Below are 20,860 nucleotides of genomic sequence, written 5' to 3'. Positions count from 1 at the left end.
CCCCTCGGGTAGCGTTCGTGCGGACCCTGACCCGTCGCCCGAGGTGGAGCGCATGCACGTATCCGGATCGACCGTCCTCATCACCGGCGCCACCGGCGGTCTCGGGCGGACCCTCGCCCGTGCCTTCGCCTCCAGGGGCGCCGAACTGCTGTTGACCGGGCGGCGTGCCGAGCCCCTCCGGAAGCTGGCCGACTCCGTCGGCGGGCGGGCGATCGTGGCGGACCTGAACGACCGCGAGGACCTGGCCCGTCTGGCCGAGGAGGCCGCCGGCGTCGACATCCTCATCGCCAACGCGGCCCAGTCCTCCAGCGGTCCGGTGCTGGCAAGCCCGCTCGCGGACATCGACCGGTCGCTGGAGGTCAACCTCAGGGCGCCGATCGCGCTCGCCCGGATGCTGGGGCCGGGCATGGTGGAGGCGCGGCGCGGCCACATCGTGCTGGTCGGCTCGCTGTCCGGGCGCACCGCCTCCCCCGGCGCCGCGCTCTACAACGCCACGAAGTTCGGGCTGCGCGGCTTCGCCCACGCCCTGCGGCAGGAACTCCACGGATCAGGCGTGGGCGTGTCGATCGTGCAGCCCGGGTTCGTCCGGGACGTCGGCATGTTCGCCGACTCGGGCGCCACGCTGCCGCCGGGGGTGCGCACCGTCTCCCCGGGCCAGGTGGCGGCGGCCACGATCCGTGCCGTCGAGCGCGACCGCGGCGAGGTCACCATCGCTCCGTTGGAGCTGCGGCTGAGCGGCGTGATCGGCGGGCTGTTCCCGGGCGTGGCCGGGGCGGTGCAGCGCCGGGTGGGCGCCCGTACCATGCGCGAGATGGCGGAGGCGCGGCGCTCCGGCGACGGCGAAGGCTCCACCGCCGACCGAGGCTCCGGCGCCGACTGAGGGATCGGTGCCGGTTGAGGGATCGATGCCGGTTGAGGTTCGGGTGCCCTTGAGGTTCGGGTGCCGGTTGAGGCTCCGCCGCAGTTGAGGGACTCTCCCGGCGGCGACGGCCCCACCGTCGGCGAGGGCTCCGCCTCCGATTGAGCGGGGCGTCCGGGTCCGAGCGTACCGTTCCGCGGTGCGGCCCGGGGCTCCGCTGCCCGCCCTCCCGGAAACGATCCGGAAATACGGGCGACGGCCAACGATACGTGCGGAACGCGCGGGGGCATGGCAAGAATGTGCCCAGACATCGCGCGACCGGGGGGCGGTCGCGTGCGGCGTACCGCGCCGTCGTCGGGCGACCGGCGTTGAGGAGCGAGGGAGCGGGCCTATGCGTGCGGTGGTCTTCGATGCGTTCGGGCGCAGGCCGGTGGTCCGGGAGGTCCCGGATCCCGCACCCGCCCGCGGCGGCGCGGTCATCCGGGTCGAGGCGACCGGGCTGTGTCGCAGCGACTGGCACGGCTGGATGGGACACGACCCGGAGATCCGGCTGCCGCACGTCCCCGGCCACGAACTGGCCGGGGTCGTCGAGGCGGTGGGCCCCGACGTCGCCAACTGGCGGCCGGGGCAGCGGGTCACCGTGCCCTTCGTCTGCGCCTGCGGTCGGTGCGGAGCCTGCGCGGAGGGCGCGCAGCAGGTGTGCGAGCGACAGTCGCAACCCGGTTTCACCCACTGGGGGTCGTTCGCGGAGTACGTCCCGATCGAGAACGCCGACATCAATCTCGTCGGCATCCGCGAGGAGTTGTCCTTCACCACCGCCGCCGGCCTCGGCTGCCGCTTCGCCACCGCGTTCCGCGCCGTGGTGGCGCAGGGCCGGGTCACACCGGGCGAGTGGGTGGCGGTGTACGGCTGCGGCGGTGTCGGCCTCTCAGCCGTCATGATCGCCGCGGCGGCGGGGGCGCGGGTGGTCGCGGTCGACATCTCGCCCCACGCACTCGACCTGGCCCGGCGGTTCGGCGCGGCGCAGTGCATCGACGCCTCCTCGGTGCTGGGCTCCGTGGCGGAGGCCGTCCAGGACGCCACCGGCGGTGGCGCCCACCTCTCCCTCGACGCCCTGGGCTCCCCGCGGACCTGCGCCGCGTCCATCAACAGCCTGCGCAGACACGGTCGCCACGTCCAGGTCGGCCTGCTCCCGCCGGCCGCCGGGAACCCGATGCTCCCGATGGACCGGGTGATCGCCCTGGAGCTCCGGCTGCTCGGCAGCCATGGCATGGCGGCACACGCCTACCCGCCGATGATGGAGATGGTCAAGGCGAAGGTGCTGCGCCCCGACCTGCTGGTCACCCACACCATCGGCCTCGACCAGGCCCCGGAGGCGCTGGTCGGCCTGGCGGCCCGGGGCGGCACGGGCGTCACCGTCATCGAGCCCCACCTCCGCCGGCCGCCCGCGGGGTGACGGCCCGGCGGCCTCCCCCACGCCCGGGGTGCCGGTGGGGGGAGGACGCGCAACGCCGGTCGACCCGCGCGGGGAGCCACCGGGTGTCGTCGGCCGCACCGCCGGGAGCGGGCCTGCTGCGCACCGACCGCGCCCGCCGGGCAGCCGCTCGCTAGCCGGCGAGCTGGGTCTCGATCGCGGCCACCAGCTCGGGGGCCTCCGGCTCGGTGCGCGGGCGGAACCGGCCGACGACCTCGCCGCGCGGGGAGAGCAGGAACTTCTCGAAGTTCCACTGGACGTCGCCGGCCTCACCGGCCGCGTCCGGGGTGCGGGTCAGCTCGGTGTAGAGGGGGTGTCGGTCCTCGCCGTTGACGTCGAGCTTCTCCAGGAGGGGGAAGGTGACGCCGTAGCTGGTGGAGCAGAAGGTCTGGATCTCCTCGCTCGTCCCCGGCTCCTGCCCGGCGAACTGGTTGCAGGGCACGCCCAGGACGGTGAAGCCGCGCTCCACGTACCGCTGCTGGAGCCGCTCCAGGCCCTCGTACTGCGGGGTGAGCCCGCACTTGGAGGCCACGTTGACCACGAGCACGGCCTTGTCCCGGTGCGCGCCGAGCGTGGTCGGCTCGCCGGACAGGGTGCGCAGGGGGATGTCGTACAGGCTCATCGTTGTCAGACCCGCTTTCGTCGGTCGTCGCTTCCGGACCCCAGTCAACCACCCCGCGACGCACCGGTCATGGCCGCTCCACCTGACCTTTCACCCGCTCCACCCCCACTGTTCCCGGTAACATCATGTGGTCGGCAGTGTTCGGACCGCGACCGAAGGCCGAGGTGTATGACCGCGGTGTACGAGGTGGAGGACACCCCCGGCCGGGCGCCCGTGGTGGTCGTGCTGACCGCGCTGCCCCTGGAGTACGCGGCCGTCAGGGCGTATCTGGAGGACCTGAGGCCGTGTGCGCACCGGGCCGGCACCCTCTTCGAGGTCGGCACCGTGCCCGGCACGGCGTGGCGGGTCGCGCTGGCCGAGATCGGCACGGGGTCGCAGGGCGCGGCGGTGATCACGGAACGGGCGGCGGCCCTGTTCCGGCCGCGGGCGGTGCTGTTCGTCGGGGTGGCCGGGGGGCTGCGGGAGGACATCGCCGTCGGCGATGTGGTCGTGGCGACCAAGGTGCACGCCTACCAGGGCGGGCGGGAGTCGGACGAGGGCTTCCAGGCGCGGCCGTCGGGCTATCTGGCGCCCCATCATCTGGAGCAGCGGGTCCGTCTGCTGCACCGGACCGGCTCCTGGGTCGGGCTGCTGCCGGCCGCCGCCCGGAAGCGCCCGCCGCGGGTGCATCTGGAGCCGATCGCGGCGGGCGACGTGGTGCTGCGGTCCGTCTCCTCGGCGCTCGCGCGGCGGTTGCGCGGCAGCTACAACGACGCGGTCGCCGTGGAGACGGAGGGGGCCGGGGTGGTCCACGCGGCCCATCTCAACCATGCGCTCTCCGCGCTGATCGTGCGCGGCATCAGCGATCGGGTGGACGGAGGTGAACGGACGGCGGACGCCGCCGACGCCCGGCCGAGGGCGGCCCGGCAGGCCGCCGCCCGGCACGCCGCGGCCCTGGCCGTCGCCCTGGTCCGCGAGCTCGCCCTGGAGTCCACTCCCGACGACCTGGCCGACGACCTGGCCGGCGACCTGGCCGGTGCCCCGTACGGAGACCCCGCAGGCCACCGGTCCGGCGACCGGCTCGGCGATGCCGGGCGCACGCCATCGGCTCCCGCGACGGCCGGCGGTGGCGACAGCGGAGTCGAGAACGGGAACGGCGGCGGAGGCGGGACCGGGGGCGGCGGCAGGCCGCGCGTGCTCTTCGGCGGAGAGTCCTACGTCCTGCACGAGGAGACCCGCGAGGAGCATCACTCCGCCGACGGCTCCCTGATCGAGCGGCAGTCCCTGGCCCTGCGCGGCGAGGGACCGCGGGCCGCCTACGTCTGGCTGCGCCAGGTCACGGCGGTCCGGGACACCCTCGGGGCGCGCGACGCCCGCCAGGCGCTGGCCCAGGAACGGGACGTGCTGCCCGCGTTGGGAGAGCGGGTGCCGGGGCTGCCGCGGCTGGACCGGTATGTGCCCGGTCGGGCGCCGGTGCTCAGCGTCGTCTGGCCACGCCAGGAGGTGACGGGGCATCCGTGCGAGACCCTGGCCACCGCGTTCGACGCCGACGGCCGCCCCCTCGACCCCTGGCGCCGGTTCCGGCTGTTCACAGGGCTGGCGGCGCTCTGCGACACCCTGGCCGGCCTGCACGAGCTGGGCTTCAGCCATCGCCGCCTCGGCCCGTCCGGGATCGTCGTCCTCGGTGGCGGGCCGACGGCCACCCGCTTCGCCCTGCGCGACCTCGGGCTCGCCTGCCGGGTGCCCGCCTCGGGAGACACGGCGGCCGGCGAGAGCGCCGACGTCCACCGGTTGGCCGTCGTCTGCGCCCGCCTGGTCACCGGCCGCCCCGCCCCCGGCCCGTCCAGCCCCCTCCCCCAGGACCTCCCTCGCGTCCTGCACCGCGCGCTCGCCGCCGACCCCGCCGACCGCCCGCACATCCGCACGCTGCAGGCCGCGCTGCGCCGGGCCGCGCATGAGGACCTCGGCTGAACGGGGACGACATCGACGAGTGCGACAGCGACCGCAGCGAGCGAACAGGGGGAACCGTGGCGAGCGAGGAGGACGCGATGGCCGGCCGGCTGCTCATCGTGGAGTACGAGCAGGTGAAGGAGGAGCAACGGGCGCGGATCGGGTTCCGCGACAATCTGCTCTACGCGACGCTCGCCTCCATGGCGGCCATCATCACCTTCACGCTCCAGAACGACGGCCAGACCGAGTTGCTGCTGCTCCTGCCGCCGGCCACCGTGCTCCTCGGCTGGACCTACCTGGTCAACGACGAGAAGATCTCGGCCATCGGGCGCTATGTCCGCGAGGACCTCGGCCCGCGGCTCGCCACCCTCGCCGGGGGTCAGCCCAGAGGGGTCTTCGGCTGGGAGACGGCGCACCGCAGCGACCGACGCCGGGTCTCCCGCAAGCGACTGCAACTCGCCGTCGATCTGCTGATCTTCTGCGCCGCGCCGGCCGCGTCCCTGATCGTCTACTGGGTCCAGGGCCCGGTCAATCCGGCGCTGTTCACGCTGTCCGTCCTCGAGGTGGCGTTGATCGTCCTGCTGGGGGTGCAGATAGCGCTCTACGCGGACCTCCGCGGCCCGTGACACCATGGTCGGCCCGTGTTCACAAGGGGGAGCTGTGCGGTTCGGTGAGACTGGAGAGCGGAGCCCGGCGGCGGACGGGGATCGGGTCGACGTGGTCGTGCTGACCGCGCTGGGCGTGGAGTACCAGGCGGTGCGCGAACCGCTGCGGGGCCTGCGCACGGTCACCGCCCGCGGCTCGTGGTTCGAGCTGGGCGGCTTCCGCGACGGCCCGGTGGAGCGGAGGGTCGCCATCCATATGACGGGTCCCGGGAATCCGCAGGCCGCGGTGTCGGCCGAGCGCTCGGTGGCCCTGTTCGCGCCGCGGGCGCTGCTGTTCGTCGGGGTGGCGGGGGGCCGCAAGGACGTGGCGCTGGGCGATGTGGTGGCCGCCGACGTGGTGTACGACTACGAGACGGGGAAGGACACCGAGGCGGGCTTCCTGCCCCGTCAGAAGACCCATCACTCCGCCTACTCCCTGGTGCAGCTGGCCCAGCTCGTCGCGGCCGACGGGGCCTGGCGGCGGCGGCTCCCGGGCGCGTCCGCCGACGGCCCACGGGCCCATGTCAAGCCGATCGCCGCGGGCGGGCGGGTGGTGGGGCACCAGCTGTCGGAGGTGGGTCGGCGGCTCACCGGGAGCGCGGGCGACGCCGTGGCGGTCGACATGGAGGGCTTCGGCTTCCTGGCCGGCGCCCATGTGAACGAGGAGGTCCCGGCGCTGGTGGTCCGGGGGATCTCCGACCTGCTCGACGACAAGGGCGAGGCGCACGACGAGCGCTGGCAGCCGGTCGCCTCCCACCATGCGGCCGCCTTCGCCTACGAGGTGATCAGTCGGCTGCCCGCGGCCGTCCCGGAGCCGCAGCCTCCGCACCCGGCAGCGGTCCGCACGGCGGCGTCGGCGCCCGCGGCGCCTCCCGTGGCGACCTCGGTGAGCACGGCGGCCCCGGTGACCCCGCTGACACCGGCGACCCCGGCGACCCCGGTGACGCCGGTGTTCATGGCTGCCCCGTCCACCCCCCGCCGCAGCCGCCCCGGTCGGCTGTCGGTCGCCGAACTCACCCTGCTGACCGACGGCCTGCTGGCCATCCGGGACCTGACCGCCCCCGCCACCTGGCAGCTGCTGCTGGACGCGCTGCCCACCATGGGCACCGCGGTGGGCCGGCACGGGGCGAGTCGACCCGAGGCGTTGTCGCTGCTGCGCACCTGTGAGGACTACGGCGCCTGGGCCGAGCTCGTCGAAGGCGTGCTGCTCATCGCGCCGCACTCCCCCGCGGCGGCCCGGTTCGCCGCACTGGTGACGGAGCTGGGACTGGGCTGAGCCCCGCGCCGAGGGTCCGGCCGGACGCCCGACCCAGCCGCTCATGCAGCAGCGGTTGCTCCGCTTGTGTCTGTTCTGTACAGGTGCCCCTGGCGCCCATGCCCTTCGAAGGCCGCCCGTTACAGTGGCCTTGACGCGCCATCATGACGAAACACGGGGGAAGGCGGGTCATGTCTCTTACCGCACGAATATCCCGGCCGCGGGCGCTTGCCCAACCGCCTCGCCAGAGCGGGCTGACCGCCGTCCAGGGCACCGCCGGGCTTCCAGTGATCGGTACGTCGCTGACACTGGTGCGCGATCCGCTGCCCTGGTGGCTCCAGCAGTACACCCGCTACGGCCCGGTGACCTGGACGCGCGCGTTCGGCACCCGGCTGGTCATGCTCACCGGCCCTGACGCCCTGGCCGAGGTGCTGACCAATCCGCACAAGGCGTATGCCAGCGGGGAGGGTTGGGAGTACTTCATCGGGCCGTTCTTCCATCGCGGACTGATGCTGCTGGACTTCGCCGAGCACCTGGACCACCGACGGGTGATGCAGGGCGCGTTCACCCGCGACCAGCTCGCCGGGTATCTCACCGCACTCAACGCGGGCATCACCCAGGGGCTGGCCGGCTGGCGGCCGGGGCCCGACTTCCGGGTGCTGCCGGCGATGAAGCAGCTGACGCTGGACCTGGCCACCGAGGTGTTCCTGGGGCTGCGGCTGGGCGCCGAGGCGGACCGGGTGAGCCGCGCCTTCATCGACACGGTACGGGCCGGCCCCGCGGTGATCCGGTTCCCGCTGCCGCTGAGCCGCTGGTCGGCCGGGCTGCGCGGACGCCGGACGCTGGAGGACTTCTTCGCCCGCAAGCTGCCGGAGAAGCGGGCCGGCACCGGCGAGGACCTGTTCAGTGTGTTGTGCCGGCTGCGCACCGACGACGGGCTGCGCTTCACGGACGACGATGTGATCAATCACATGGTCTTCCTCCTGATGGCGGCCCACGACACCGTCAAGATCACACTGACCGCGATGCTCTACTACCTGGCCAGACACCCCGAGTGGCAGGATCGGGCCCGGGAGGAGAGCCGGGCGGTGGGCACCCCGGTGCTGGGCTACGCGGACCTGGACCGGCTGGTCGCGGTGGACCTGGTGATGAAGGAGGCCCTGCGCCTCCACACCCCGGTGCCGGTGCTCATGCGCCGGGCGGTCCGGGACACCGAGCTGCTGGGCCACCATGTGGCGGCGGGCACCAGACTGGTGCTCGGGCTGCACGCCACCCACCGGCTGTCCGAGTACTGGCCGGACCCGGAGCGCTTCGACCCCGGGCGGTTCGCCGAGGACCGACGCGAGGACAAGGTGCATCCGCTGGCCTGGGCGCCGTTCGGCGGCGGGGTGCACAAGTGCATCGGTCAGCGGTTCGCGGGGCTCCAGATCAAGGCGGTGCTGCACCAACTGTTGCTGCGTCACCGCTGGAGCGTGCCGCCGGGGTACACCATGCCGGTGGACATGAGCACGTTGCCGATCCCGCGGGACGGCCTTCCCGTACGGCTGGAGCACGCCTGAAGCAATGACTCCGTTTCGATGATCATCAAAGTTTGATAGATCGACTCAACGGAAAACGTTGCCCTCAGCACGAGTTAGCCTCTAGCCTGAGCTTCACTGTGCGAATCGAAGAAAAGTTCATTCCCGTCCAGAAGGTATCCACGGGGGAGAGTCCTGGATGAGCGACCTTGCCGCCCAGATCCTTAAGCACGTCTTCCGGTTCCGCCGCACGCAGAATCCACAGGATCCGTGCGCCGAGAACCCCTGCGAGACATGCATCGACATTCACCGGGACAAGCTGGAGTACTTCCTCAGCCAGCAGTTACCCATAGAGTTCGTCATCCTCGCCTTCCCGGCCAAATCACCCAACCCCAACAAGGTCCTGGGCCATCTGCCCGACCAGGGCGAGCGACTCGCCGTTGAATTCCTGCAGGCGTTCTGCGAGCAGCTCAGCCACTTCCACGCCCCGGGCGCCCGGGTCCGAATAGCCTCCGACGGCCATGTGTTCGGCGACCTGGTGAGGGTCCCGGACGAGACCATCGATGAGTACCGCGCCGAACTGGTCCGAATGATCGAGACCTCCGGCTGCGAGAACATCGACCTGTACTCGCTCGACGACGCCTTCCCGCCGGCCGATTACTCGCTGATGCGCGAGGAATTGACGTTCAAGTACGCGACGCCGCTGGAAGAGCTCCGTCGTCAGGTCAGCACCGACCAGAACGCCAAGTACCTGTTCAACGGCATCCACCGGTTCGTCTTCGAAGACCAGTCCGGGCTCCCCGAGAACGCGGGGCTCAGCCGCAACCGGATGCGGGAGCAGGCCAAGGGCACCGCCTACTCCGTGATCCAGCGCAGCGACGCCTGGAGCCGTCTGGTCGCCGAGCGCTTCCCGCGCTCCCTGCGTCTCTCCATCCACCCGCAGCAGTGCCACGCCGAGAAGATCGGCTTCCAGCTGCTGCAGACCTCGGAGAACTGGTTCACCCCCTGGCACTCCGTCGCCCTCGACGACGGCAGCGGCTTCCGCCTGGTGCGGAAGGAGACGGCCGAGGAGATGTCGGCCACCCTCGTCTGGCGCAACAAGCGGCCGAGCCACTACGTCGCCCCCGCACCCGGTTCCGTAGGAGTCAGCATCAATGCCGAACCCGTCCGATAGCGCTGTCACCGACCTCAAGCGCACCCCGCTCAGCCCCTTCGGCGTGCTCCTCGAATCGCCGACCGGGGACGCCGATTTCCGCGACATCGCCCCGGAAACCCTCGGGCAGTGGACCGACGAGGCCAAGGTGGTCGTCCTCCGTGGCTTCAAGCTGCTGGAGAAGGAGGACTGGGTCGCCTATTGCGAGACCTGGGGCGAGATTCTGCAGTGGGACTTCGGCGCGGTCCTGGATCTGAACATCCAGGAGGACCCGAAGAACTATCTGTTCGCGCGCGGATCGGTGCCCTTCCACTGGGACGGCGCATTCGCCAAGGCCACCCCGCACTATTTCATGTTCCAGTGCCATGAGGCACCGGAGGCGGGTGGCGGGGAAACGGTCTTCTGCGACACCCGCCTGGTCTACCAGGATGCCAGCGCGGAACTTCGGCAGCGGTGGGACGACATCAGCATCACCTACCGGACCGACAAGCTCGCGCACTACGGCGGAAAGGTGACCCGGCCGCTCGTCGACGTCCATCCGCAGTCCGGTGAGAAGGTGCTTCGGTACGCCGAGCCGCTGCCCGCGGACAAGTTCCTCAATCCGCTCTCCGTGGAACCGGAGGGAATTCCGGAGGCGGAACACGAGGCATTCATCGAGGAGATCCGGGACATCACCCACCGTCCGGAATACTGCTATGCGCACGGATGGCGGAGCGGCGACATTCTCATCGCCGAGAACCACTCCCTGATCCATGGCCGGAACGCCTTCGTCGGCGATTCCTCCCGATGGTTGCAGCGCATCCAGATCCTCTAGTACGTCCAGCGACATCTGCCAGATGCACGGCCGCTCGAAAGGAGCGGGTCTTGACAGGCCACATGCAGGACCAGTACGACGTCGTCATCATGGGAGGCGGTCCGGCCGGATCGACCTTGGCCGCCTTCCTCCGCCGCGACGCGGGGTTAAGCGTCGCGATCATGGAGCGGGAGATCTTCCCCCGCGAACACATCGGTGAGTCCTTCGCCCATCCGCTGGTTCCGGTCATCCAGGAGAGCGGCGCGCTGGAGAAGGTGCTCGAGAGCGACTGCTGGATCCAGAAGTACGGCGGGGTCTACAACTGGGGTCCCGGTGACCCCTCAGCCGCCTACTTCGAACATGCCGCGGTCATCTCCGACGGTGTTCCCCGCTGGTCCATGCATGTCAACCGGGCCGAGTTCGACCACGTCCTCCTCAACCACGCCGCCGACTGCGGCGCGGACGTCTTCGAGGGGGTGGAGATCGCCACCTTCGAGCCCGCCGAGTCCGGCGACGACCTGTGCACCGTGACGTTCAAGGACGGCCGGAGCGTCCGGGCACGGTTCTTCGTCGACGCCTCTGGCCGCCAGAACAACGTGGCTCCGCTCGGGGAGCGCAAGCGTCGGGACTGGCTCTCGGGCTACAAGAACATCGCGATCTGGTCGCACTTCCTGGACTGCGAGTTCACCGAGAACCTGCCCGGCGACTGGAACATCTTCCGCGACCGCGCCTGGTCGCCGATCGGCTGTTTCAGCTTCACCGACGGCTGGATCTGGTACATCCCCACCCGGCAGCTCGTCGACGGCGAGCGGAAGACGGTGCACTCCATCGGCATCGTCACCAACCCCGCCGTGCTGGAGAACAAGGAGAAGGACTACACCGATCCGACCCGCTTCCTGGAGACCATCCGGCAGGTGCCGCTGCTCAAGGAGATGACGCAGCGGGCCCGGCCGGTCCGGGAGCACATGCTCACCGCCACCAACTACTCACGGATCAGCGAGCGTTTCGCCTCCTACGAGCAGGGCTGGCTGGCCGTGGGCGACGCCTCGTACTTCGTGGACCCGCTGTTCTCCTCGGGCGCCTCGTTCGCGGTGACCCAGGCGATGGGGGCGGCGCTGCTGCTGCGGTCCACCTTCGACCCGGACCTCTCCGAAGAGGTCAAGCACGAGCTGTGGCACGACTACGACAACGAGTGGCGGGGCATGGCGGACACCTTCGCCCTCGCCATCGACCAGTGGTACCACGCCATCGGCAAGTACACCCCGGACAGCGTCTACTGGAACTCCAAGGGGTCGAGCCCGGACCTGGACATCCGGGAGAAGACCTTCCAGGCGCTGCTCAACACGGCCCTGGTGCCGGACCTGCTGCGGGTCATGACCCACGGCAGCGGTGAGATGGAGGACCTGGAGCGGGACGGCCCGTACATGCGGGCCTTCGGCAGCGCGGTGGCCGACCCGGCCCCGGACGCCGTGCTCACCCTCGCCCCGAACGTCGCCATGCGGCAGACCCTGGGCCTGGACATCCCGGGCTTCAAGGGCATGGAGCTGCCGCAGCCGTACGAGCTGCCGGATGAGGCCAAGGCCGCGATGGCGAAGTACTGGGAGGACCCGATAGCCAACTCCCACATGGCTCCCGCCCCGCTGTCCGAGCCCGTGCCGTGTCAGCGCTTCCACTTCACCGACGGCCCCGACCGTATGGGGGTCCGAGCGCTGGAGCGGGACGGCGGCACCGGTCTGTGGGAGCTGCTGAACGAGGGGTCGGTGCGCTACGGGGAGCTGTGTGAGCGGCTCAGCCCGCCGCAGATCCAGCTCGTCAAGCGCCTGGTGCGAGCAGAAATGATCCATGTGAGCTGATCATGTGTGCGCACGTCTCTACGCCACGGGCGGCCTCGCGCCGCCCGTGGCGCGGTGTCTTGCGGGACTCCCTGACGATCCGTCGGCCGGAGTTCATGGTGGCGGCGTTCCCGATCGTGATGATCCCCACGCTGCTGATGGCCGCGGACTTCGGCGCCGTGGTCTCCTGGCGGTTCGTCGGCGCGTTCGTGCTGGCCTATCTGCTCTTCCAGTTCGGCGACATCATCAACTGCCTCGCCGATCGCGACCTCGACGCGAAGTACAAGGTACGGCTCTCCGGCGCCGTCCACCGGCTGGGCGTGGCCAATGTGCGCTGGCAGATGCGGCTCACCTGGCTGGCCGCGGTGGTGCTCGGCACCCTGCTGGCCGTGTGGACCCGACACTGGGACCTGATACCGCTGGTGGTGCTCGAACTGCTGTGGGCGGCGCAGTACTCGGTGCGACCGCTGCATCTGAAGGCGCGCGGGCTGTGGCAGGTGCTGACCCTGTGCGTCATCATCTTCACGCTGCCGATGCTGATCGTCACGCGGGTGTACGCCGCAGCGCCGCCCTGGGAGCTGCTGACGCTCATCGCCGGATACAGCGTGCTCCAGGAGGGCGTGATCCTGGTCAACACGGCCGAGGACATCCCCGAGGACGCCGAGGCCGGGCTGCGCACGTCCGCGCTGACGTTGGGGCTCGCCAACGCCGTCGCGGTGGGCGCGGCGATGGTGACGGTCGGCGGAGTCGCCTGCACGCTGTCGCTGCTCGCCCTGGGCGACCCGTCCTGGGGCCTGCTCGGGCTCGGGGTGGCGGCCGGTTGGGTGCTGTGGGAGCTGGCGGCGATCTGGATCGCCGTGCGGGGGAAGCCGCTGGAGGCCGCGGTGGCGCTGCTGCGGCCGCCGGCCCGGAGAATGCCGGCCTGGCTCACCGCGATCGCCTGGGGCGTGCTCTCCTCCGCGGCGCTGGTGCTCTCGCACCGCTGACCCGTCGACCGCCTTCGCATCGGGGCGGTCGGGGCGGTCATCCCCAGGACGCGATCAACTTCCCGAGCAGCTCCTTGAGTCGGCGCGCCTCGTCCTCCGAGAGCCGGTCGGTGAACTCCTTGTCGATGGCGGCCGCCCGCTCCTCGATCTCCTCGGCGGTGCGGTATCCCTCGGCGGTCATCCACACCCGGTAGGCGCGCCGGTCGCGCGGGTTGCGGGTGCGGCGCACCAGGGAACGCCGCACGAGGCCGTCGACCGTGGAGCTCATGGTCGTGCGATCCACTCCCAGGCGCTCCGCCAGCGCCTGCTGGGAGGAGGACTCCTCGGCGTGCAGGATGCACAGCACCCCGTACTCCTTGACGCTCAATCCCTTTTCGGCGAAGGCGAGTTCGGCGCGCGAGCGGATCAGGGCGTGGGAGCGTCCCAGGAGGTAGCCGATGCACTCGCCCAACGCTTCCGGCACCGCTCCCGGTGGCAGGCCCGGCGCCACTGAGAGGTCTTCGAGAGGCGAAGGCGCGTTCATGAACTCAGGGTAGCGGGCGTGGCTTCGCTCTCGGCGAGGAAATCGCTCCCCCTGACGAGCAGGGCCGAGGCGACCGCCCCGGCGGCGGCGAGGGCGGCGGCGAGCAGCAGGATGTGGTCGAGTCCGGAGACGAACGCCTGCTCGGCGGCGGCCGCGACCTGCTCGCGCGTCCCGACCGGCGCCCGCGAGGCGACCTCGTGAAGCCCGGCCGAGGTGACCGCGTCCGCGGTCCCCGGTGCGGCGGAGGGGACCAGCTCCTGGAACCGGTCGCGGACCCGGCTGTCGAAGACGGTGCCGAGCAGCGCGACGCCGAGCGCCACCCCGAGCACCCGGCAGGTGCTGCTCAGCCCGGAGGCCATCCCGGCGCGTGCCGGGGTCACGGTGCCCAGCGCCACCCGGGCGACGACCGGGTTGAACGCGCCGACGCCCAGCCCGATGAGCACCCCGCCGGCCAGCATCGCGGTCCAGTCGTCGCCCGGCCCCACACTGGCGGACATCAGCAGCAGCCCGGCGGCCGCGCATCCCAGGGCGCCGCTGAGGACGGCCCGTATCGGCAGCCGCTGGGCCAGCGCCAGGCCGGGTCCGGCGGCCAGGAAGGCGCCGGTGGTGATGGGCATGAGCCGCAGCCCGGTCTCCAGCGCGTCGTGTCCCAGGACGTTCTGGAGGTAGAGGACGAAGAAGGTGAGCATCGCGAAGACCGAGGTGGCCAGTGCCAGCACGGCCAGCGAGGCCCCGGTGATGCTGGGCGTGCGGAACAGGCCGAGGTCCAGCAGCGGGTCCGCGGCGCGCCGCTCGACCGTGGTGAACAGGGCGAGCAGTGCCGCGGCGGTGACGAAGAGCCCCAGGATGAGCGGGCTCGTCCATCCGCGTGCGTTGCCTTCGAAGAGGGCGAGGACCAGCGCCGTCAACCCGCCGGACAGGGCCAGCAGTCCGGGCAGGTCGAGGCGGCCGGGCACCCGGTCACGGCGGCTCTCCGGGGTGCCGCGCAGCACCATCAGCCAGGCCAGGGCACCGACAGGGATGTTGATCCAGAAGATGGCGCGCCAGTCGAGGGATTCGACCAAGGCGCCGCCGACCAGCGGGCCGATCGCCAGGGAGCCGCCGTTGATGGCGCCCCAGACGCCGAGCGCCACCACCCGGTCGCGCTCCCGGTAGGCGGCGCCGAGCAGGGCGAGCGAGGGGGCGAGCAGCGCGGAGCCGCCGATGCCCTGGACGCCCCGGCACAGGTTGAGGGCGAGCGGGGTGGTGGCCAGCCCGGCGGCCAGCGAGGAGAGCGAGAAGACGATCAGGCCCCAGCGGAAGGTGCGCCGGTGGCCGATCCGGTCGCCGAGGGAGCCGAAGGTCAGCGTGGTGGCGGCGAGGGCCAGCGCATAGCCGTCGATCACCCATCGCAGGGCGTCGAAGTCGGCGTCCAGGTCCCGCTGGATCTGTGGGAGCGCCACGTTCACCACCGTGACGTCCAACAGGAGCATGAAGGTCGCGAGGGACACCGCGACCAGCGTTCGCCACTTGGCCACTGCCCGATCCCACCGTTCGGAGGTCGACTGTCCTTCCGTCACATTCGTCAGTGGAGCTGACGGTCACCGTAGCGGGGGCGGTGCGCCGCTGCCAAGACACCGTGGTGCCCGGGACGGGAGGGGGAGGGAACGGGTGCGCGCGGGCCGCGCTTCAGTGCGACGCCATGCCGTTGTGGCCGGCCGCCGCCTCGATGGTGCCGCCGATCTTCCCGCGCAACTCGTCCAGGGATTCCAGGGATTGCGCGACGACGACCCATCGCTTTCCGATGAGGTATTTCCCGCCGTACGCCTCGGATTCGGTGAGCCAGGCGCGCTGTCCGGAATCGGCGGCGAAGGTCACCATGCGATAGGTGCCGCGCTCGGTGGTGCAGCCGCCCTGTGTCAGTTCCTCGGCTTCGACATTGATCCGGGCCGTGCATCCGATGGCGTCGGCGATATTCCGTAGGGACTGTGGACGGGCCGGGGATTCCCGGTCGGATTCGGCGGCGTTTCCCGTTCCGCCGCAGCCGCTGAGGAGGAATGCGCAACACAGGGCGGTGACGGCGAGGACGGGGTGCCGCGGAGGCGGGGTCATCGTCACTCCCCGGCCGCGACGCCCGCCTTCTTGCCGTCCTTGGTGACGGCGAACCAGAGGCCCTGCTTGCCCTGGCCGTTGGTGTCGCCGGGCTTGGCGTCACCGGTGAAGGTGTAGACCGGCCAGCAGTCGATGGCGAGCTGCTTGGTCCCGTCGGGCCGGGTGACGGTGGTCACCAGCTTGTCGGCCACGCCCTCGACCTTGGTCTTGTCGACCGGCGGTGCGGGCTTCCAGGTGTCCAGGCAGGCGTCGTTGCAGGCGAACTTCATCGGCCAGGCGCTGTCCTTGTTGAAGCGGTAGAGCGTCATCCGCTTGCCGTCGACGATGATCGTGCCGAGCTTGGGGTCCTCGGTGGTGGTCAGCTCGGTGTCGGCGGCGCCGGCATCCTGCTCCCAGCCCTCGCCCTGCTCGCCGCCGCCCGCCTGACCTGCCTTCTTGCCGTCGGGGGCGAGGGCGTTCCAGGTGCCGCCCACGCCATGGCCCTTGGTGTCGCCGGCCTTGGTGTCCTTGGCGAAGCGGTAGACCGGCCAGCCGCCCAGGGTGAGCTGCTTGCTGCCGTCGGAGCGGACCACCGAGCCGAGCAGCGAGGAGTCCATGCCCGCCGCGGCCGAGGCGTCGTCGGCGGGGACGACCGGCCACGCCGTGGCGCAGTCGCCGTCGCAGTTGGACTTCGGCGGCTTGGGCGTGTCCTTGTCGAACCGGTAGAGGGTGAAGCCCCGGCTGTCGGTCACGATCTCGCCCAGCTTGGCGTCCTCCCGCACGGAGAGCTGCTCGGCCGGCTTGACGTCCGCCCCCTCGCCCTCGGCAGCGGAGCCCGCGTCGCTGCCGTAGCCGTCGGACCCGTAACCGTCGGACCCGTAATCCTTCCCCTTTCCATAACCGTCCTTGCCGATGTCCTTGGTGTCACCGACCGGCTGGACCTTGTTGTTGCTCTCCTGGGACTTGTTATCCTCGCCGCCGCAGGCACCGGCCGTGAGCATGATGAGGGTGGCCGCCGCTCCGGCGAATGCCGCGTGCCGCTTGTTCCTCATGTTCCTCATGTGCGTTTCCCTTCGCCTTCGATTCGCTTCTGGTGGTGCGTTCGGGTTCTTCGGTCCGGCTCTGCCGCGCCGTGTGCCCCCTTGATACGGGCGGCGAGGCCGCGGATGTTCAAAGGCCGGGGAATTTGTCACATCGCGTCAAAACCGCAACAGGCGGGTAACAGTTCATTCCTGGATGCGCAGGGCGAGGGCCGGGCAGCGGCGCACCGCGCGGAGGGCGCGGGGGCGCTGCCGGCGCGGCAGCGGCATGCTGGCCTGCGCCGGGTAGCCGTCGGCGTCGAGCTGGATGACGCCGGGGATGATGTCGGCGCACAGCCCGTGCCCCTGGCACAGCGTCCAGTCCACCATCAGCCGTTCCTCTCCCCCGCCGCGTGCCGGCGCGGACGGCGCCGCCGGCTCGGGTCCGCCCTCCTCGGCGGGCAGCGGCAGGGCGCCCAGCACCTCGCGGCCGCAGCCGGAGCCGAAGGCGTGCTCCTCGAACTCCTCCGGGAAGGCCGCGAGCGCGGAGGCCACGAACGAGGACGTGCCGTCGGGGTGGCTGCAGGCGCCCCGGCCCCGGACCGCCCTGACCCGGCCGTGCAGGGCCTCGAAGGCGGTCCGCCCGCCGCCGTACACCACCCGGGCCAGCGCGTCGGCCATCGCGGGCAACCCGAGCACGCACGGTCCGCACTGCCCGGCCGACTCGGCCGCCATCCAGCGCGCCACCTGGAGCGTCTCCCCGGCCGGGCAGGTGTCGTGCGGCAGCGGCAGCACCGCTCCCGCGCCCAGCACCGCGTCGTACGCGGACAGCGAGGCGCGGGAGACCGTCGCCGCGCGGGCGGCCTCCGGGCCCAGCCATCGACCGTGGTAGCCGCCGACCAGGACGCCCTGTCCGGCGTCGGTGCCGGAGAGCTGGAGGACGTAGGTCAGCGGCACCCCGGTGGGGGTCTCCACCACCTGCCGGCCGGCGACGGTGAGCAGCAGGGTGCCGGGCTCGGTGGGCAGTCCGGCCTCGCGGTACGGCAGCGCCCCCAGCCGGGCGGCGACGGCGAGTTGGGCGAAGGTCTCGGTGTTGGACAGCAGGGTGGGGAGGCTGGACAGGCCGCTGTCGCTGGAGCGCACCTTGCGCCCCGAGGGCAGCGCCGGGCCCCGGTTGAGCCCGCTGGTGAGCGCGGTCCCCTCGCCGGTGACGAAGCGTTCGGGCAGCAGGGTCACCCGCATGGGGCAGCCGCCGGAGGGGGCGCGCTGGGCGATGGCCTCCCGTATCGAGCGCTCCACGTCCGGCCGGGTCACCCCGACCGCCACCTCCTCGGCGCCCAGCGCCTCGGCCGCCAACTGGGCCCCGTCCAGCACCAGGTGGGGGGTGTGCAGCCAGAGCGCGGTGTCCTTCAGACAGCTGGGCTCCCCCTCGCTGCCGTTGACGACCACCGCCGTCCGGCCGTCGCGGCGGCGCGCCGAGGCGGTCACCGCCCGCAGCTTGCGGGCGAACGGGAAGCCCGCTCCGCCCCGGCCGCGCAGGTCGATGTTCTCGGCCAGTTCCACCAGTTCGTCCGCGCGCAGCTCGGGGAGCGCGCCGTGCACCGTCAGGTGCGCCACCCGGTCCAGCCGCGCCACCTCGTCCAGGCCCGCCAACAGCCGTGGCGGGCCCACACAGGCGAGCGTCGGCCAGGGGCCGGTCACCGCCGGAACCGGCGCCGGCCACCGGGGCGGGGATCGGCGGCGTTCGCCCGCGCCGCCGATCCATCGCGTCCGGTCCGGGCGCGCAGCCGATGGACGAGCAGCGCGGCGACCCCCACCAGGCACAGGCCGTAGGCGAAGGTCACCCAACCGGCTGCCAGCCGGCCCGACTTGAGGCCGTGCACCAGGGCGGCGCCCCAGGCCAGGTAGGCGCACATGTGCACGGCCCGCCACCACTGGGAGCGCCCCTTGGGGGCGAAGGCGCTGCGCAGCGCCCCGGTCACCGCGACCGTCACGAACAGATAGCCGGCCAGCGTGCCCAGGCCGATGAGGACCGGCTGGGAGCTGTCGGTGAACGGCAGGACGGCGGAGGAGCCGCTGGCCTGCCCCCGGGCCACCTTGACCCAGATGTGCAGGCCCAGGAAGCCCAGCCCGGAGACGCCGAGGCCGCGGTGGACGGCCTGGGCGACGAGCCGGTGCGAGGACTGGAGCAGCAGCCGATCGGTGGCCACCAGGCCCCACAGCACGGTGGAGCTGAGCGACACGAGCGCCAGCACGCCCGCGCCGAAGTCGAGGAAGTCCATGAAGCGGGTGAAGGCGCCGGCGCTGCCCGCCACCGCCAGGGTGATTACCACGGCCGCGGCGAAGAGGCCCACCATGGCGGGGCGGGGGCCGGCGCGGCCGACCAGCGGCGGCGGGGCGGGGCGGCGGGCCGTGGTGGTGCGGCCGGCGGCGCGTCGCCCGCCACCGGGCCGAGGCGGCGGCCCGGCGTGGCGGCCCCTGCGGCGGGGGCGGTGCGGCGCGTATGCCTCTGTTGTTGTTTGCACGTGCGACTGCGTCGGGGAAAGGGTCATCGAAGCCTTCCGAGCGCGCGGCGCCGAGCACTTCACAAGCACCTCGACGCCCAGGTCGGGGGGTGGCCGGCCGAGTTGCCAGCGGCACCGGCCGGAGTGCTGAAGTATCTCGGGTCTACCCAGAAGCTTCACAAGCTTTATCGCGGTGTGACAAATTCTTCGGCGCACGCAGTCGCCGCGCCACGCGGCTGCGGAAGATGCCCATCCGGGCGGTCCGGACGCCGATCCCGACCACCCCCGAGAGTGGAAGGTGTCCCCATGCACGCATTCTGCGGTTCGCGACCTTCGGTTGCCCCCCACCCGATGTCGGCCGCGGGGAGATCCCGCAGCCAGCACCGACCGCGCTGAGGAGCGCCCATCAGGGCGCAAGAGGAGGACCCTCAACTCCTGTTTCACCGGGCGTCTCTAGCCCCGGCCAGATCGAGGTAAAAATGTGCGAACTACTCAACCGAATGTGGTCGCGCCCGAAAAGCGAGTGGCACTGCGTTCTCCGCAGTGAAATCCCATCTTTCGCGGAATCGGTCACAGACGCACTTCGGAGTGCAAAACCAGGCTTTCCCGCTTTTCTGCCGGAAACGTCCCCTGAAGAGGCCCAACGGATCGTGGAGCAGGCCCTGTTGCTGGCTCTCGGGCTGCGCGAGGCGCCCGATGACCGGCCCATGACCGTTTCTGACCGTACGTCGACGCGCGTAAACCCGCGCGGTCATGTGCGGCCGGTGTCCCTGGCGCCCGTCGCCGAGGTCACCCCCGTGACCCCGGTGACCCCCCTCCGTGCCGCCCCGCCGGTCGCCGACCCGGCCGACCGGGCGCGCCAGGTCCTGTTCGAGGCGCTGACCCGGGACACCGCCTCCGCGGGCGAGCGGTCACTGCCGCAACTGGCGCACGCCGCCCGGTGGCCGCTGCCCGACACGGTCCTCGCCGTCGCCCTCGCCGCACCCGGTGAGCTGCCGCGGCTGACCGCCGCGCTGGGTGACAACCTTGTCGGGATGGTGGAGAACCGGCCCTGCCTGCTCGTCCCCGACCCCGATCCGGAGACGCGGCTCACCCTGGAGTCCGCGCTGCGCGGCCGCACCGCGGCCGTCGGACACACCGTCCCGCTCTACGACGCCGGCGCCTCGCTGCGCTGGGCGCGGCGGCTGCTGAGCCTGACCCCGCAGAGCGGCGGCCCCGAGGCCCGTGTGGTCTTCGTCGACGACCATCTGTCGACCCTGTTGCTGTTGCAGGACGAGTCCTTGGCCAGGGCGCTGGCCACGCGCTGGCTCCAGCCGCTGGCGGGGCTGACCCCCCGCCAGAGCGAACGGCTGGAGGAGACCCTGCTCGCCTGGCTGGAGGGCGGCGGCGCGCCGGAGGCGGCCAAGGCGCTCCATGTGCATCCGCAGACCGTGCGCTATCGGCTGCGGCAGATCGAGAAGCTCTTCGGTCCGGGGCTGCGCGACCCCAGGACCCGGTTCGAGCTGGAGCTGGCCCTGCGCAGCCGGCGGCTGATGGCGCAGGTGCGTCGGCACCGCTCCCGTATGGCGCGCAAGGCGCGCGGCGTGACGGGGAGCGTGGCCGGAACCGTGGGAGGCATGGCGGGTGGCCGGCTTGGCCTGGGTGTCGCGCGCGAGGCCCGTGTCAACGGGTTGTAGGGCG

18 protein-coding genes are annotated in these 20,860 nt (G+C 71.8%); 11 read left to right on the top strand and 7 right to left on the bottom strand.

Annotation, left to right across the window (positions count from 1 at the left end):
* Positions 1–52: 52 nt before the first annotated feature.
* Together LRS74_RS30785 and LRS74_RS30780 are read left to right on the top strand one after the other, a co-directional pair.
* Positions 53–880 (top strand): SDR family NAD(P)-dependent oxidoreductase, encoded by an 828-nt coding sequence (locus LRS74_RS30785; protein WP_277744078.1) that lies wholly within the window; start codon positions 53–55, stop codon positions 878–880.
* A gap of 370 nt (positions 881–1,250) precedes the next feature.
* Entirely contained in the window at positions 1,251–2,315 is a 1,065-nt protein-coding gene (locus LRS74_RS30780; RefSeq protein WP_277744077.1) for a zinc-dependent alcohol dehydrogenase family protein, read from the top strand.
* A 151-nt stretch (positions 2,316–2,466) separates the two neighbouring features.
* On the opposite strand, the gene LRS74_RS30775 is transcribed toward LRS74_RS30780, so the two are convergent.
* Complete coding sequence (locus LRS74_RS30775; protein ID WP_277744076.1) at positions 2,467–2,955, bottom strand: glutathione peroxidase; 489 nt, start codon at positions 2,953–2,955, stop codon at positions 2,467–2,469.
* Between the two features lie 168 nt (positions 2,956–3,123).
* On the opposite strand from LRS74_RS30775, the gene LRS74_RS30770 reads away from it, so the two are divergent.
* From LRS74_RS30770 to LRS74_RS30735, 8 genes are all read left to right on the top strand, one after another.
* A complete protein-coding gene (locus tag LRS74_RS30770) occupies positions 3,124–4,905 on the top strand; it encodes a hypothetical protein (protein ID WP_277744075.1) in 1,782 nt (593 codons plus the stop codon).
* Positions 4,906–4,982: 77 nt separating this feature from the next.
* The gene (locus LRS74_RS30765) at positions 4,983–5,510 is read left to right on the top strand and encodes a hypothetical protein (RefSeq protein ID WP_277745004.1); all 528 of its coding nucleotides are present in this window, start codon (positions 4,983–4,985) and stop codon (positions 5,508–5,510) included.
* Positions 5,511–5,544: 34 nt separating this feature from the next.
* Positions 5,545–6,804: a hypothetical protein gene (locus LRS74_RS30760; RefSeq protein WP_277744074.1), complete on the top strand. Its 1,260-nt coding sequence runs from the start codon at positions 5,545–5,547 to the stop codon at positions 6,802–6,804.
* A 170-nt stretch (positions 6,805–6,974) separates the two neighbouring features.
* On the top strand, positions 6,975–8,342 hold the full coding sequence (locus LRS74_RS30755; RefSeq protein WP_277744073.1) for a cytochrome P450: 1,368 nt from the start codon (positions 6,975–6,977) through the stop codon (positions 8,340–8,342).
* Positions 8,343–8,499: 157 nt separating this feature from the next.
* Entirely contained in the window at positions 8,500–9,474 is a 975-nt protein-coding gene (locus LRS74_RS30750; protein WP_277744072.1) for an isocyanide synthase family protein, read from the top strand.
* A complete protein-coding gene (locus tag LRS74_RS30745) occupies positions 9,455–10,267 on the top strand; it encodes a TauD/TfdA family dioxygenase (protein WP_277744071.1) in 813 nt (270 codons plus the stop codon). The genes LRS74_RS30750 and LRS74_RS30745 overlap by 20 nt, the downstream gene beginning before the upstream one ends.
* Before the next feature lie 50 nt (positions 10,268–10,317).
* The gene (locus LRS74_RS30740; protein ID WP_277744070.1) at positions 10,318–12,099 is read left to right on the top strand and encodes an NAD(P)/FAD-dependent oxidoreductase; all 1,782 of its coding nucleotides are present in this window, start codon (positions 10,318–10,320) and stop codon (positions 12,097–12,099) included.
* Positions 12,100–12,158: 59 nt separating this feature from the next.
* The gene (locus LRS74_RS30735; RefSeq protein WP_277744069.1) at positions 12,159–13,064 is read left to right on the top strand and encodes a UbiA family prenyltransferase; all 906 of its coding nucleotides are present in this window, start codon (positions 12,159–12,161) and stop codon (positions 13,062–13,064) included.
* Positions 13,065–13,101: 37 nt separating this feature from the next.
* Here LRS74_RS30735 and LRS74_RS30730 read toward each other — a convergent pair whose 3' ends face one another.
* From LRS74_RS30730 to LRS74_RS30705, 6 genes are all read right to left on the bottom strand, one after another.
* Positions 13,102–13,587, bottom strand: a complete 486-nt coding sequence (locus LRS74_RS30730) for a MarR family winged helix-turn-helix transcriptional regulator (protein WP_277744068.1) — start codon at positions 13,585–13,587, stop codon at positions 13,102–13,104.
* Complete coding sequence (locus LRS74_RS30725) at positions 13,584–15,104, bottom strand: MFS transporter (protein ID WP_277744067.1); 1,521 nt, start codon at positions 15,102–15,104, stop codon at positions 13,584–13,586. Before LRS74_RS30725 ends, LRS74_RS30730 begins: the two co-directional genes overlap by 4 nt.
* A 151-nt stretch (positions 15,105–15,255) precedes the next feature.
* Entirely contained in the window at positions 15,256–15,678 is a 423-nt protein-coding gene (locus LRS74_RS30720) for a hypothetical protein (protein WP_277744066.1), read from the bottom strand.
* Positions 15,679–15,680: 2 nt separating this feature from the next.
* Positions 15,681–16,718 (bottom strand): SCO0930 family lipoprotein, encoded by a 1,038-nt coding sequence (locus LRS74_RS30715; RefSeq protein WP_347178175.1) that lies wholly within the window; start codon positions 16,716–16,718, stop codon positions 15,681–15,683.
* A 165-nt stretch (positions 16,719–16,883) separates the two neighbouring features.
* Positions 16,884–18,377: an NADH-quinone oxidoreductase subunit NuoF family protein gene (locus tag LRS74_RS30710; RefSeq protein WP_277744065.1), complete on the bottom strand. Its 1,494-nt coding sequence runs from the start codon at positions 18,375–18,377 to the stop codon at positions 16,884–16,886.
* Positions 18,374–19,201 (bottom strand): hypothetical protein, encoded by an 828-nt coding sequence (locus LRS74_RS30705; RefSeq protein WP_277744064.1) that lies wholly within the window; start codon positions 19,199–19,201, stop codon positions 18,374–18,376. Before LRS74_RS30705 ends, LRS74_RS30710 begins: the two co-directional genes overlap by 4 nt.
* 743 nt (positions 19,202–19,944) lie before the next feature.
* On the opposite strand from LRS74_RS30705, the gene LRS74_RS30700 reads away from it, so the two are divergent.
* Entirely contained in the window at positions 19,945–20,856 is a 912-nt protein-coding gene (locus LRS74_RS30700) for a helix-turn-helix domain-containing protein (RefSeq protein WP_277744063.1), read from the top strand.
* The last annotated feature ends 4 nt before the right edge of the window (positions 20,857–20,860 follow it).

The organism is Streptomyces sp. LX-29 (assembly GCF_029541745.1).
Lineage (GTDB): Bacteria > Actinomycetota > Actinomycetes > Streptomycetales > Streptomycetaceae > Streptomyces.
Note: the sequence above shows the minus strand (reverse complement) of the source record. Positions and strands in the feature narration are given on the sequence as shown.

Excerpts from the sequence above, each read along its gene's own strand:
- LRS74_RS30785 (WP_277744078.1), top strand. The coding sequence starts at position 53 with ATGCACGTATCCGGATCGACCGTCCTCATCACCGGCGCCACCGGCGGT.
- LRS74_RS30780 (WP_277744077.1), top strand. The coding sequence starts at position 1,251 with ATGCGTGCGGTGGTCTTCGATGCGTTCGGGCGCAGGCCGGTGGTCCGG.
- LRS74_RS30775 (WP_277744076.1), bottom strand. The coding sequence starts at position 2,955 with ATGAGCCTGTACGACATCCCCCTGCGCACCCTGTCCGGCGAGCCGACC.
- LRS74_RS30770 (WP_277744075.1), top strand. The coding sequence starts at position 3,124 with ATGACCGCGGTGTACGAGGTGGAGGACACCCCCGGCCGGGCGCCCGTG.
- LRS74_RS30765 (WP_277745004.1), top strand. The coding sequence starts at position 4,983 with ATGGCCGGCCGGCTGCTCATCGTGGAGTACGAGCAGGTGAAGGAGGAG.
- LRS74_RS30755 (WP_277744073.1), top strand. The coding sequence starts at position 6,975 with ATGTCTCTTACCGCACGAATATCCCGGCCGCGGGCGCTTGCCCAACCG.
- LRS74_RS30750 (WP_277744072.1), top strand. The coding sequence starts at position 8,500 with ATGAGCGACCTTGCCGCCCAGATCCTTAAGCACGTCTTCCGGTTCCGC.
- LRS74_RS30745 (WP_277744071.1), top strand. The coding sequence starts at position 9,455 with ATGCCGAACCCGTCCGATAGCGCTGTCACCGACCTCAAGCGCACCCCG.
- LRS74_RS30730 (WP_277744068.1), bottom strand. The coding sequence starts at position 13,587 with ATGAACGCGCCTTCGCCTCTCGAAGACCTCTCAGTGGCGCCGGGCCTG.
- LRS74_RS30720 (WP_277744066.1), bottom strand. The coding sequence starts at position 15,678 with ATGACCCCGCCTCCGCGGCACCCCGTCCTCGCCGTCACCGCCCTGTGT.
- LRS74_RS30715 (WP_347178175.1), bottom strand. The coding sequence starts at position 16,718 with ATGAGGAACATGAGGAACAAGCGGCACGCGGCATTCGCCGGAGCGGCG.